Below are 13,632 nucleotides of genomic sequence, written 5' to 3' on the forward strand. Positions count from 1 at the left end.
GGGAGCGCTATGAATAAGAAAACAGGGCTGTGGCTGGCACTGGCGGTCGTGAGTATCGCAGCCGTCGGTTACGGTCTGGTGCAGCATCGTCATCAGCAAAATACGCCGTTAACGCTGTACGGCAATGTGGATATCCGCAGTGTTAATCTCGGTTTCAGGGTGGGTGGACGCCTGGCGGCACTCAATGTGGATGAGGGTGATGTCGTTCAGCCCGGACAACAATTAGCCAGGCTGGACAGCGCGCCGTTGCAAAACGCGCTGCAACAGGCGAAAGCCAGCGTCGCCAACGCACAAGCGCAACTGGCGCTATTACAGGCAGGCTACCGCAGCGAAGAAATCGCGCAGGTACGCTCTCAGGTAGAGCAGGCACAAGCCGCCTACGACTACGCCAACCGTTTCTACCAGCGACAGCAGGGATTGTGGAAGCAACACACCCTCGCCGACAACGCACTGGAAGACGCCCGCTCGACACGCAATCAGGCTCAGGCGACATTACAGGCTGCGCGAGAAAAACTCAGCCAGTATCAACGTGGTAACCGACCGCAGGAAATTGCTGCCGCCGAGGCCGCACTGGCGCAAGCGCAAGCCGCCGAAGCACAGGCACAACTCAATGTGCAGGATACCCATCTGTATGCGCCCTCCCCCGGCGTGATCCTCACCCGTGCAGCCGAAGTCGGCAGTATGCTGAATGCGGGCAGCACCGTCTTTACTCTATCGCTGACCCACCCGGTGTGGATTCGCGCTTACGTCAGTGAACCGCAGTTAGGGCGTGCCGCACCGGGGGCAAACGTGCTGATTTACACCGACAGCCGTCCGGGACGCCCTTATCATGGCCGTATCGGCTTCGTCTCACCCAGTGCTGAATTTACGCCCAAGAGTGTTGAAACCACGGCACTTCGCACCGATCTGGTATACCGGCTGCGTATTATCGTGAACGATGCAGACGACGGCTTGCGTCAGGGAATGCCGGTCACACTCACGCTGGAACAGGATAACGCCTCACATGACCAGTGATGTACCGCTTATCCACCTTGATGCGCTGGAAAAACGCTTCGCTGGCCGGGAAAAACCAGCGCTGGCGCAACTGAGTGCGGATATTCGCGCCGGGGCGGTCACCGGGCTGGTGGGGCCAGACGGGGCGGGAAAAACCACGCTATTGCGCATGCTGGCCGGGTTGCTGACGCCCAGCGCAGGCACTATTCGGGTGATGGGACTCGACCCGATAGCCGATGATCGCCAGCTACACGCCCGACTGGGCTACATGCCGCAGAAATTTGGTCTGTACGAAGACCTCACGGTGATGGAAAACCTGACGCTGTACGCCGACCTGCGGGGCATTACCGGTGATATCCGGCGTGCCACGTTTGAGCGTCTGTTGCAGTTTACCGATCTCACCCGTTTTACCACCCGGCTGGCTGGCAAACTCTCTGGTGGTATGAAGCAAAAGCTCGGGTTGGCCTGCACGCTGTTGGGGCAACCCAACGTGCTGCTGCTGGATGAGCCAGGCGTCGGTGTCGACCCCATCTCCCGTCGCGAGCTGTGGCGCATGGTGCACGAGCTGGCGGATGATGGCATGCTGATTCTGTGGAGCACCTCTTATCTGGATGAGGCGGAACAGTGCCGCGATGTACTGCTACTCAACGACGGCGAACTGCTCTACCGGGGTGCGCCCGCCGACCTGACGCAACAGATGGCGGGCCGCTGCATTCTGCTTGACCAGCCGGACAGTAACCACCGTCGCCTGCTGCAACAGGCATTGCGCCAGCCACAGGTGAGCGATGGGGTGATTCAGGGGCGCTACGTGCGGCTGATTCTCAAACCACAGGCAGACCGCGACGCCTTACTGCATGCCCTCAGCCTGCCACCTGATCGGGTACAAAATACCGCGCCACGTTTTGAGGATGCCTTTATTGACCTGCTGGGAGGCGGCCCCAGCGCCACCTCGTCACTGGCGGCGATTTTGCCGCAACTGGATACCCATCGCCGGGAAACGGTGATCGAAGCGCGCAACCTGACAAAAAAATTCGGTGATTTTGCCGCCACCGACCAGGTGAATTTTCAGGTTCGTCGTGGTGAAATCTTCGGTTTGCTGGGGCCAAACGGTGCCGGTAAATCCACCACCTTTCGTATGATGTGCGGCCTGCTGACACCCACCGATGGTCAGGCGCTGGTGCTGGGTATGGATCTCAAAACTGGCTCCGGGCGAGCACGCCAGCACCTCGGTTATATGGCGCAAAAATTTTCGCTCTACGGCAACCTGACGGTAGAACAGAACCTGCGCTTTTTCTCCGGTGTCTACGGCCTGAGCGGCCGACGTCAGCAGGAAAAAGTGAACAGCATGGCGCAGGCGTTCAATTTCCATCCCATTTTCCAGCAAACACCCGATTCGCTGCCGCTGGGTTTTCGCCAGCGGCTGGCGCTGGCCTGCGCGTTAATGCACGAACCGGATATCCTGTTTCTTGACGAACCCACCTCCGGCGTCGACCCGTTCACCCGACGGGAGTTCTGGCAGCATATCAACGGCATGGTGGACAAAGGCGTGACCGTCATGGTCACCACCCATTTTATGGATGAAGCCGAATACTGCGACCGTATCGGGTTGGTATACCGGGGACGGCTTATTGCCAGCGGCACACCGGACGATCTCAAGCAGCAGGCGGCCTGCGACGACACGCCGGAGCCAACCATGGAACAGGCGTTTATCACGCTGGTACAGGCTTACGACCGGGAGGTGACGCATGCCGCAAGACCTTGATGAACAGCACCTTGATAACCAGCACCGTGATAAAAAACGCCTTAACGATCAACGTTTTTCCTGGCGACGGCTGCGCGCGCTGTGTCTGAAAGAAACCCGCCAGATCCTGCGCGACCCCAGCAGCGCACTGATTGCCTTCGTCATTCCTTTGTTGCTGCTGTTTATTTTCGGTTATGGCATCAACCTCGACTCCAGCCGTTTGAACGTCGGCGTGTTGATGGAGCAGCACAGCGCCGAAGCCAATAGTCTGGCGCGCGCCTTTACCGGTTCACCCTTTTTGGCCGTCACCCTGAGCGACAACCGCCCGGCGCTGATAGAGAAGATGCAAGCCGGGCAAATTCGCGGCTTAATCGTGATCCCTGCCGACTTCGCTACTCGTCTGGCGCGGCCACAAGACTCGGCCCCGATTCAGGTGATCACCGATGGCAGCGAACCTAATACGGCGCAGTTCGTACAGGGCTACGCCCAGGGGGTATGGCAACTTTGGCAGCAGCAATACGCGCAAGACAACGGCAGCCATTACCAACCGCTGATTGACGTACAGACACGCTATTGGTTCAACGCTGCCGCCATCAGCCGCCATTTCATCATTCCCGGTGCCATCACCATCATCATGACGGTGATCGGCGCTATTCTGACCTCACTGGTGATCGCCCGCGAGTGGGAACGGGGCACCATGGAGGCATTATTATCAACCCAGGTCACCCGCGCCGAATTGCTGCTCACCAAATTGCTCCCCTACTACGTGCTGGGCATGATTGCCATGGTGCTGTGCGTGGTGGTGGCGGTATTTGTACTCGGCGTACCGTATCGTGGTTCGCTGTGGCTACTGTTTGGCATGAGCAGTTTGTTTCTCGCCAGCACGCTGGGTATGGGGTTGCTGATTTCCACGCTGACACGCAACCAGTTTAATGCCGCGATGGTGGCGCTTAACGCGGCGTTTTTGCCCGCGGTGATGCTGTCCGGGTTTATCTTTGAAATTCACAGCATGCCGGTGCTGGTACAGGCGGTATCGTACCTGATCCCCGCACGCTATTTCGTCAGCACACTGCAAACCCTGTTTTTAGCCGGGAACATCGGCAGTGTATTGCTGATGAATCTGTTGTTTTTGATGACATCGGCGGTGTTTTTCATCGGACTGACCGCCTGGAAAACCCGACGTCGGCTCGATTAGATCCGACGCACAACCAGGGACAGTGACGCCCAGAGCAGCACGGAGGGAAAAGCGTATGTTGCATCGCCTGTGGACGCTAATCCGCAAAGAGCTTCAATCATTACTGCGCGAACCACAGACTCGCGCCATTTTGGTATTACCGGTACTGTTACAGGTGCTGTTGTTCCCGTTCGCCGCTACGCTGGACGTCACCGACGCCACCATCGCCATTTACAGCGAAGATAACGGCGCTGCTTCCGTCGAGCTGACGCAGCGTTTCGCCAGCGCCAGCGCGTTTTCGCAGGTCATCCTGTTGCACAGCCCGCAGGCAATCGCCCCCACGCTTGATGACCAGCGAGCTCTGCTGCTGGTGCGCTTTCCCGCTGATTTCTCACGCCAACTGGCAAACGGTTCGCCGACCAGCCTCCAACTGTTACTTGACGGACGCCACTCCAACAGTGCCCAAATTGCTGCCCGCTATATTCAACAAATCGTGCAGGACTACCAGCAGGAGCTTATTAACGCCCCGACGCTGACGCACCAAAGTCACCTGGTGATCCGTCACTGGTATAACCCGAATCTGGACTACAAGTGGTTTGTAGTACCATCGCTGGTGGCGTTGATCACCACCATTGGCGTCCTGATCGTCACCGCGCTGTCGGTGGCCCGTGAGCGGGAACAAGGGACGCTGGAGCAGTTGCTGGTGTCACCACTTTCTACCGGGCAAATTTTTGTTGGTAAAGCGGTACCGGCGCTGATTGTCGCCACCGTGCAGGCCAGTATCGTGCTGGCTGCCGGTATCCTGGCTTACCGCATTCCGTTTTCCGGTTCGCTCTTGTTGTTCTATCTCAGCATGTTGGTATACGGGTTATCGCTGGTGGGGTTTGGGCTGTTGATTTCCGCGCTCTGCTCGACCCAACAGCAGGCCTTCATCGGCGTATTTGTTTTCGTGATGCCAGCTATCCTGCTCTCCGGCTATGTCTCTCCGGTTGAGAACATGCCGATATGGCTGCAACAGCTCACCTGGGCCAACCCGGTGCGCCACTTCACCGACATCACCAAACAGATCTATCTGAAAAACGCCAGCCTGAGCATCATCTGGCATGGTTTATGGCCGCTACTGACCATTACTGCGACCACGGGCAGCGCGGCTTATGCGTTATTCAGGCACAAGATAGGATAGCGGTGAGCGAATCGTTTGCCTCTGGCGTCAGCGACGACTTGCCAAATCCTGACTACACTGATTTTCAGCTACTTGGGAACGAGGGAAAGCCATGGGTACCGTTTCGCAATCGCCATTGGGGATTTCTTTCACTGTCCTCACTATCAATACCCATAAAGGGTTCAGCGCACTCAATCGCCGTTTTATTTTGCCTGAACTGCGTGATGCCGTACGTTCGGTGTCCGCCGATATCGTGTGCTTGCAAGAGGTGTTAGGCCGCCACTCTACCCATCCGCTACAAGTGGAGCATTGGCCGGATACCCCACACTACGAATTTCTGGCGGAAACCATGTGGAATGATTACGCCTATGGCCGCAACGCTATCTACCCGGAAGGCGATCACGGTAACGCTGTGTTGTCCCACTTCCCCATTTTTAGCTACCGCAATCTGGACGTATCGGTATCAGATAAGGCCAAACGCGGTATTCTGCATTGTGTGCTGAAAGTACCCAACCGGGATGTGCATATCCATGTCGTGTGTGTACACCTGGGGCTGACCGCCTCACACCGGCGGCAGCAACTCTCGCTGCTGTGTGACCTGCTTGCCACCCTGCCTGCTGACGCGCCGTTGATTGTCGCCGGGGACTTCAATGACTGGCAGATGAAAGCCAGCGCCATACTCAAGCGCCGCGCCGGGCTGGAGGAGGTGTTCAGTCAACATTTTGGCAAACCGCCCCGCACCTTCCCTGCCCGTTTCCCGCTGCTGCGACTTGACCGTATCTACGTGCGTAACGCCAAGACCAGTGTACCCAAGCTACTGCCGTCCAAACCCTGGGCGCATTTATCCGACCATGCGCCGCTGGCGGTGGAGATCCATTTGTGAGAACCGAATGGCGCGACGGTAATCACATTGAATTGCTGGTAAATGGTGACGAATACTACCCCAGTGTGTTTGAGGCTATCCGCCAGGCCCGCAATCGGGTCGTGCTGGAGACATTTATCTGGTTTGAAGACAAAGTAGGCTACGCATTACGGGAGGTACTGATTGCCGCAGCGCAACGCGGTGTCAGCGTGGACGCCACCGCCGATGGCTACGGTTCACACGACCTGTCGCCCGATTTTCTGGCGCCGATGGTAGAAGCCGGGGTGCGTTTTCATTTTTACGACCCGCGCCCCCGCCTGTTCGGCCTGATGCGCACCAATCTGTTCCGTCGGCTACACCGCAAGCTGGTGGTGGTGGACGGTCACACCGCCTGGATAGGCGGCATCAATTATTCCGCCGACCACCTGAGTGATTACGGCCCGGAAGCTAAACAAGACTACGCGGTGAAAGTACGAGGCCCAGTGGTGGATGACATCTACCGTTTTATGCTGGCGGCACTGGTCCATGATGAAGAACCATATCTCTGGTGGCGGCGACGTTTTCGCCGCCCGGTGCGTAACCCACATCCCGGTAACGCACAAGCGCTGTTTGTCTGGCGCGACAATGGCCTGCATCGCCGCGATGTCGAACGACAATATTTGCTGATGCTGCGGCGTGCCAAACGCGAAGTGGTGATTGCCAATGCCTACTTTTTCCCCGGTTATCGGTTACTGCGGGCGATGCGCAAAGCCGCACGGCGGCATGTGCGGGTACGGTTGATTATTCAGGGGCAACCAGACATGCCTATCGTGCTGTTCGGCGCGCGCTTGCTCTACCCCTGGCTGGTGAAGGCCGGGGTGGATATTTACGAATACCGCCGCCAGCCATTGCACAGCAAAGTGGCGTTGCAAGATGAGTATTGGTCCACCATCGGTTCCAGCAATCTCGACCCGCTCAGTCTGGCGCTCAATCTGGAGGCGAATCTGTTCATCAACGATCGGGGGTTCAACCAGCAATTACGCGATAATCTGCACCAGTTGATACATGAAGACTGTGTGCAGGTTGACCCGACACAGCTACCGGCGCGCTCGTCCTGGCAAGTGTTGAAAAACGTGGTGGTGTTCCATTTTTTGAAACGCTTCCCATCAATGGTCGGCTGGTTACCGGCGCATAGCCCACAGTTAACTCAGGTGGGACACACATCGGCGGATGACAGCGAAAAGAAATGAAAAACACTAACAGAGCAATTTGCCCCGTTGGACTACTGATACCTTTTAAATATCAGACAAGAGTTGTATATCAGACAAGGGTTTTTCTGGCGTAAAAACTGTGCTGAGGCGGGCGACTTCGCCGGATGCGCGGCAGGGAAGCCGCGCAAGCCCGTGCCGCGTATGGAACGCGTCACGGGCGGTCCGAACAGCGAAGTCGAATGCCGAAGGAACCGCGTAGCGGCACACCATTTTGCAACGCAAAATGGAACAGCGCTTGCGCTGGCCCGCAAGGGTGAACCCGTCAGGGTTCATAGTTTAGCCCACCAGCCAGTGGTCAAGGAGAGGCGGCGCTTGAGCCTCTCATTGTCGTGCGTGCGGTGAAGTGGCAAAGAAACCACTCCGTTTATCCCGCACGAAATCATTCACTGACCAGACAAACTTCACCGTTCATAAAACAATCCGGTTGTTTGTTAACAACCTCAACGACGGCTACCGAACAAACGCAACAGCATCAGGAACAGGTTGATGAAATCCAGATACAGCGTCAGCGCACCCATGATCGAGTACTTACGGAAGTTATCCTTGTCATCAACCGACAGCTCTTCACCGATGTTTTTCAGTTTCTGTGTGTCATACGCCGTCAGGCCGACAAACACCAGCACACCGATGTAAGTGATGGCAAGTTGCAGTCCTTCACTCTTCAGCCAGAAATTCACCAGGGTCGCCAACAGGATACCAATCAGCGCCATAAACAGCATGCTACCCAGACCGGTCAGGTCACGCTTGGTGACATACCCGTACAGACTCATGGCACCGAACATCCCGGCCGTTATCACAAACGTACTGGCAATAGACTCACCGGAATACACGATGAAAATACTGGATAGCGTCAGGCCCGTCAGTGCGGAGTACAGCATGAACAACGTGGTAGCGACACCACCGCTCAGGCGATGCACCATGCCGGACAGCACAAACACTAGCCCCAGTTGGGCGATCACCAGTCCATAAAAAGTAATTTTGCTGGAAAACACCAGCTGCAACACCGCCGGGGTATTGGCGGCATACCAAGAGACAAACGCCGTCAGCAGCAAACCACAGGTCATCCAGCCATAGACCTGCGCCATATAGGTTTGCAGACCCGTGCTGGCTTGTTGAACAATGGAACCGTTAGAACGTGGAAATCGATCCATGATGCAACCTTTGCATGAGAAGTGAAACACAACAGGCTTACGCCCACCTGACTTTCAGCTTAACACAAAACCACGCGCACGACGGGTAACACTTTCTCAACAAAGATCGTAATTCCTGCAAAACGGGACACTGCACGGCAAGCATTCGCACGACCGTCAGCACGCCCGCCTGACACACCGGTTTCCCACAGGCTGCGGTTAGTCGAGCCGATGCGCCCGTCCTGCCACCGTCAGATTGACACCACAGCCCACAGCAATCTCTTCCCGACTCACGCTTTTCAGCTCGATTACCTGTTCGCCTTGCGTCATGCGCAGACGTAGCGTAGAGACAAATCCGGCAAACTCAATGCCGGTCACCACCGCCTGCGGCATTGCATGAGGCTCAGCCAGCGTGACCTGAATCTGTTCCGGGCGCAACATGATACGCGCCACCCCGGCAGACTGATTATCATCTACCGCCACATCTCCCAACGCACAGGCGGCACGCCCCCCATTAAGCTGTGCGGGCAACACCAGCGTATCGCCCAGAAACGCGGCGATACCTTCATCCGCCGGGCGCAGGTACAGCGACTGCGGCGACCCTACCTGCACCAACCGTCCCTGACGCATTACCGCGACCTGATCGGCAAACGACAACGCCTCGGCCTGATCATGGGTGACCAGAATGGACGCTACACCGGCCTCCGCCAGCAGCGCCGACACCGCCTGACGGGTAGCGGCGCGCAGGCCGGTATCCAACGCGGAAAACGGTTCATCCAGTAGCATCAATGCCGGGCGTTGCGACAAGGCGCGCGCCAACGCAACCCGCTGTTGCTGACCGCCGGACAGTTCATGTGGCCACAACGCCGCCAGCCGTGAGTCCAGCGACACCATTTCCATCAGCTCATCAATACGCCGCTGTTTGTCCTGCTTACTGCCTTCAAGTCCGAAACCAATATTCTGCGCCACGGTAAAATGCGGAAACAGCGCGCCATCCTGTGGCACAAAGCCGATACCACGCAGGTGCGCAGGCACCCACTGATCCGCATCGGCCACAACGCGTGTTTGCAAACGCACGGTGCCTTTATCGGGCGCTTCAAAACCGGCGATGATACGCAGCAGCGTGGTTTTACCGGAACCAGAAGGGCCGACAATCGCCGTGCGGCTGCCCGGTGCGACCTGCAAGTCGATGCCGTCGAGCACCGTAACGGCGTTAAACGATTTACCGATGCCATAAAGTTCGAGCGTATTCATAAGCCTGCCGTGCGTTTCGATTGGGAATAAAGCAACCAGGTCAGAGGGAGCGACAGCACCACCATAATCAGCGCATAAGGTGCGGCCGCCATATAATCAATTTCACTGGTCAACGCCCAGAAACCGGTCGCCAGCGTGCGGGTACCGTTAGGTGCCAGTAGCAAGGTGGCGGTCAATTCGTTGGTCACCGCCAGAAACACCAGCGCCGCCCCGGCCGCCGCACCCGGTGCCGCCAGCCTGAGCGTAATGCGCCACAATGCACGCCCCGGTGAACATCCCAGACTGCGCGCCACGTTCTCCAGCTCAACCGGCGCTTGCGCAATGCCCGCGCGCAGGTTGATCAACGCCCGTGGCATGAACATCAACACATAGGCAAGCAGCAGGGTAAACTCGGTCTGATACAGTGGCCGCAACGTATGGATGGTGACCGTCACCAGCGCCAGTGCGACGACAATGCCCGGCAACGCGCTGGTCACGTAATTACACCCTTCCAGCAGGCGATACAGTCGTGAGGGATAACGAACCGACAGCCAGGCCATCGGGAATGCGCACAGCGTGACCAACACAGCACCGCTGACACCCAGCCACAGAGTCTGACGCAGCGCGGGCCACAGTTCGTCATTACGCCATACCTCTATGCCGCCAAGCCACAGCCAGCGGGCCAGCGTCATCAAGGGGACACCCAGCGCCAGCGTGGTTAACGCCAGCGGCAGTAATCCGTACATCAACGCCGCCGAGGACGACAGCCGCCAGGGGGTCTGACTGCGGGCGCTACCGGAACCCACGCGCGCATAGCGCGCACGCCCACGCGTCAGGGCTTCCAGTGATAACAGTCCCAGACAGCACAGCACCAGCACGCCCGCCAGCATGTTTGCCGCCAGGCCGTTAAACGTCGACTGGAACTGCTCGAAAATCGCGGTGGTGAAGGTGTCAAAGCGGATCATGGCGTACAGGCCGTATTCCGCCAGCAGGTGTAACGCAATCAGCAGCGAGCCGCCCCATATCGCCAGCCGCAGTTGCGGCAGCACCACACGAAAAAAAACGCGCCAGGGTCTGGCACCCAGCGAGGTCGCCACATCTTCCAGACTGGGATCAAGCCGACGCAGTACCGCTGCCGCCGGCAGATAAATAAACGGGAAATAGGCGAGCACCGACAGAAACACGCCTGCCGCCAGGCCATTCATGCCAGGCAGCAGGCTGATCCAGGCGTAACTCTGGACAAAGGCGGGCACCGCCAGTGGTGCGGTCAGTAACAGCGACCACACCCGACGCCCCGGCAACGTGGTACGTTCGGTCAACCAGGCTAACGCTACCCCAAACAACGTGCACAGCGGCAACGTAACCGCCACCAGCAACACGGTATTGAGCAGCAGTTCCCCAACCCGGGGCCGGAACACCAGCGTCTTTACTGTTTCCCAGCCCGTAGTAAAGGTTACCCCCACGACGAAACCCAACGGCAATAACGCCAGCAGTGACAACAGTAGTGCCATCAGCGCCATACTGCCGCCCGCTATCCGGTACGGCTTCGCCCCCGAACGCGCTGGTTGTGGCATTCCCACACCAGCGACTTTCCATTCCACATCGGCCATCGGTCTTATTGGACTCCCGCCCTATACTGACGTATTACAGCAGACCGGCTTCGGTCATCAGCTCAACCACTTTCTTGCCGTTGAGTTTGGCAGCGTCCACGGCGGGAGCCTGCAAGTCTTTCAGCGGAACCAGTTTCGGGTTGGAAGCGGCATTGACGCCCACAGCGTATTCAAACGCGGTATTGGTGCGCAGCACTTCCTGACCTTTCTTGCCGGTAATCCACTTCATGAATGCCTGAGCTTGTTCTTTATGCTTGCTCGATGCCAGCACACCGCCGCCAGAGATGCTGACGAACGCCCCCGGATCCTGATGCTTGAAGTAGTACAAACGGATATTTTTACTGTTTTCGCCGGTTTTCGCGCCATCGACAAACGGGTAGTAATGATAGATAACGCCGCTGTCTACCTGACCGGCATTCACCGCTTTCATCACCGTGCTGTTGCCTTTATAGGCCGTGAAGTTGGTTTTCATCGCCTTCAGCCAGTCCAGCGTTGCTTTCTCGCCTTTTAGCTCCAGCATCGCGCTGACAATCGCCTGAAAGTCCGCGCCCGACGGAGACGCCGCCCAGCGCCCTTTCCATTCTGGTTTCGCCAGATCCATCAATGATTTCGGTAATTGTGCTTCGGTCAGTTTTTCCGGGTTGTAAACAAATACCGTCGAACGGGCAGCGATACCAATCCAACGTCCGTGGGATGGGCGATACTGCGGCTCCACCTGCGCCAGCGTGTCGGCATCCAGCGGAGCGAACAGGTTCGCGTTATCCACCAGCACCATCGACGGCGAGTTTTCCGTCAAAAATACGTCAGCCGGTGACGCACTGCCTTCCTGCACCAGCTGGTTACCCAACTCGCTGTCGCCGCCGTTACGCAGCGTCACTTTAATACCGGTATCCTGAGTGAAGCCATCTACCCAGGATTTCACCAGGTTTTCATGCTGTGCGTTGTAAATCACAATACCTGCCTCCTCCGCCTGTACGCCGAAGGACAGTCCCATCATCAGGGAAGACGCCAGCAATGTGGCGGGGAACAGGGAAGCTATACGCCGTTTCATACCATTATCCTTTTTCACTGTATGGCAATTAACTGTATGACAATAAAAGCGAATCAGGCGAAAAATCGCCGCGGCTCATTATCGTTGCATAAAAATAGAAATAAAAATGATTCTTATTAATTATTATTCGAACACTACGGTGATGCAACATTTATAAGCGGCTGCTTTTTATCATTTTTATTCCAGTGGTGAAATCATATCGCGGGCAATGGTGTAGCGGCGGCAATCAATCCTCCGCTGCCACCACTTACGACCAGCGTTCTGCCGCCTGTCGATCGCTATCACGGGCATCGACCCAACGGTCGCCATCCTGCGTGGCTTCCCGTTTCCAGAACGGTGCACGCGTTTTGAGGTAATCCATGATGAATTGCGCTGCATCAAACGACGCCTGACGGTGGGCACCGCTGACGCCGACAAACACTATCTCGTCACCGGGGAAAAGCGCACCGACACGGTGGATCAGGCTGACACGCTGAATCGGCCAGCGCTCACGTGCCACCTCGACAATCTCAGCCAGCGCTTTTTCCGTCATCCCCGGATAATGTTCCAGGGTTAGCGCACTGACGTTATCCCCCAGATTGTGGTTACGCACTTTGCCGGTGAACGTGACGACGGCACCGTCTGTATCGTTGGTTGCCAGCCAGCTGTACTCGTCGCCTACGCTGAACGGTTCCTGTCCTACCCGAATACGTGTGTCCATGTCAGCCTCCGGTAACCGGCGGGAAAAACGCCACTTCGTCGCCATCGGTCAGCGGATGCGTCATCGCCACCAGCGACTGGTTAACCGCCGCCAGTAGTTTGCCGTCTTCCAGCGCCAGCGCCCAGCGGTCGCCACGTTCACACAGCGCCTGACGCAGCGATGCCACATCCTGATAGTCGGCAGGCAGGGATAACCGGTCAATACCGGTGAGCTCGCGCACCTGCGCGAAAAATAACACCGTAATCATGATGCCTCCGCCTTAAAGTCACCGGATTTACCCCCGCTTTTCGCCAACAGCCGTACCGGCCCTATCACCATGTCTTTCTGCACCGCTTTACACATATCGTAGATGGTCAACGCCGCAACCGAGGCAGCAGTCAGTGCTTCCATCTCCACCCCGGTCTTACCCGTTAACCGGCACAGGGACTCGATACGCACCCGGTTATGTTCCGGCTGCGCTTCCAATTCAACGGCAACTTTACTGAGCAATAGCGGGTGGCACAGTGGGATTAACTCCCAGGTGCGTTTGGCAGCCTGAATGCCGGCGATACGGGCGGTGGCGAAAACATCGCCTTTATGATGCTTGCCGTCGATAATCATCGACAGCGTATGCGGCGCCATTTCCACAAAGGCTTCGGCACGCGCTTCACGCACGGTCTCTGCCTTGTCGGAAACATCCACCATCGCCGCTTCACCGGCGGCATTAATGTGGGTCAGTTGTGACAT

General features: G+C 57.2%; 13 protein-coding genes. 6 read left to right on the forward strand and 7 right to left on the reverse strand.

The features are described from left to right. The first annotated feature begins 9 nt into the window (after window positions 1-9). From hlyD to clsB, 6 genes are all read left to right on the forward strand, one after another. Entirely contained in the window at window positions 10-1,014 is a 1,005-nt protein-coding gene (gene hlyD / locus DD586_RS12150; RefSeq protein ID WP_012885120.1) for a secretion protein HlyD, read from the forward strand. Continuing rightward, complete coding sequence (locus DD586_RS12155; protein WP_012885121.1) at window positions 1,004-2,755, forward strand: ATP-binding cassette domain-containing protein; 1,752 nt, start codon at window positions 1,004-1,006, stop codon at window positions 2,753-2,755. The genes hlyD and DD586_RS12155 overlap by 11 nt, the downstream gene beginning before the upstream one ends. Next, complete coding sequence (locus DD586_RS12160; RefSeq protein ID WP_012885122.1) at window positions 2,739-3,929, forward strand: ABC transporter permease; 1,191 nt, start codon at window positions 2,739-2,741, stop codon at window positions 3,927-3,929. Before DD586_RS12155 ends, DD586_RS12160 begins: the two co-directional genes overlap by 17 nt. Before the next feature lie 55 nt (window positions 3,930-3,984). After that, window positions 3,985-5,091: an ABC transporter permease gene (locus tag DD586_RS12165; RefSeq protein ID WP_012885123.1), complete on the forward strand. Its 1,107-nt coding sequence runs from the start codon at window positions 3,985-3,987 to the stop codon at window positions 5,089-5,091. Window positions 5,092-5,182: 91 nt separating this feature from the next. Next, the gene (locus DD586_RS12170) at window positions 5,183-5,953 is read left to right on the forward strand and encodes an endonuclease/exonuclease/phosphatase family protein (protein ID WP_012885124.1); all 771 of its coding nucleotides are present in this window, start codon (window positions 5,183-5,185) and stop codon (window positions 5,951-5,953) included. Further along, a complete protein-coding gene (gene clsB / locus DD586_RS12175; protein ID WP_012885125.1) occupies window positions 5,950-7,161 on the forward strand; it encodes a cardiolipin synthase ClsB in 1,212 nt (403 codons plus the stop codon). Before DD586_RS12170 ends, clsB begins: the two co-directional genes overlap by 4 nt. Window positions 7,162-7,622: 461 nt before the next feature. Here clsB and DD586_RS12180 read toward each other — a convergent pair whose 3' ends face one another. The 7 genes from DD586_RS12180 to moaC all read right to left on the reverse strand — a co-directional run bounded on the left by DD586_RS12180 (window position 7,623) and on the right by moaC (window position 13,632). Continuing rightward, a complete protein-coding gene (locus tag DD586_RS12180; protein WP_012885126.1) occupies window positions 7,623-8,333 on the reverse strand; it encodes a Bax inhibitor-1/YccA family protein in 711 nt (236 codons plus the stop codon). Between the two features lie 198 nt (window positions 8,334-8,531). Then, on the reverse strand, window positions 8,532-9,566 hold the full coding sequence (locus tag DD586_RS12185; protein ID WP_012885127.1) for an ABC transporter ATP-binding protein: 1,035 nt from the start codon (window positions 9,564-9,566) through the stop codon (window positions 8,532-8,534). Next, window positions 9,563-11,065, reverse strand: coding sequence for an ABC transporter permease (locus DD586_RS12190; protein WP_228669786.1), 1,503 nt, complete (start codon window positions 11,063-11,065; stop codon window positions 9,563-9,565). Before DD586_RS12190 ends, DD586_RS12185 begins: the two co-directional genes overlap by 4 nt. A gap of 124 nt (window positions 11,066-11,189) precedes the next feature. After that, window positions 11,190-12,206, reverse strand: a complete 1,017-nt coding sequence (locus DD586_RS12195; RefSeq protein WP_012885129.1) for an iron ABC transporter substrate-binding protein — start codon at window positions 12,204-12,206, stop codon at window positions 11,190-11,192. A 247-nt stretch (window positions 12,207-12,453) separates the two neighbouring features. Next, a complete protein-coding gene (moaE, locus tag DD586_RS12200; protein WP_012885130.1) occupies window positions 12,454-12,906 on the reverse strand; it encodes a molybdopterin synthase catalytic subunit MoaE in 453 nt (150 codons plus the stop codon). Window position 12,907: 1 nt separating this feature from the next. Then, on the reverse strand, window positions 12,908-13,153 hold the full coding sequence (moaD, locus tag DD586_RS12205) for a molybdopterin synthase sulfur carrier subunit (protein WP_012885131.1): 246 nt from the start codon (window positions 13,151-13,153) through the stop codon (window positions 12,908-12,910). Then, window positions 13,150-13,632, reverse strand: coding sequence for a cyclic pyranopterin monophosphate synthase MoaC (gene moaC, locus DD586_RS12210; protein ID WP_012885132.1), 483 nt, complete (start codon window positions 13,630-13,632; stop codon window positions 13,150-13,152). Before moaC ends, moaD begins: the two co-directional genes overlap by 4 nt.

This window comes from Dickeya parazeae Ech586, assembly GCF_000025065.1.
Classification (GTDB): Bacteria; Pseudomonadota; Gammaproteobacteria; order Enterobacterales; family Enterobacteriaceae; genus Dickeya; species Dickeya zeae.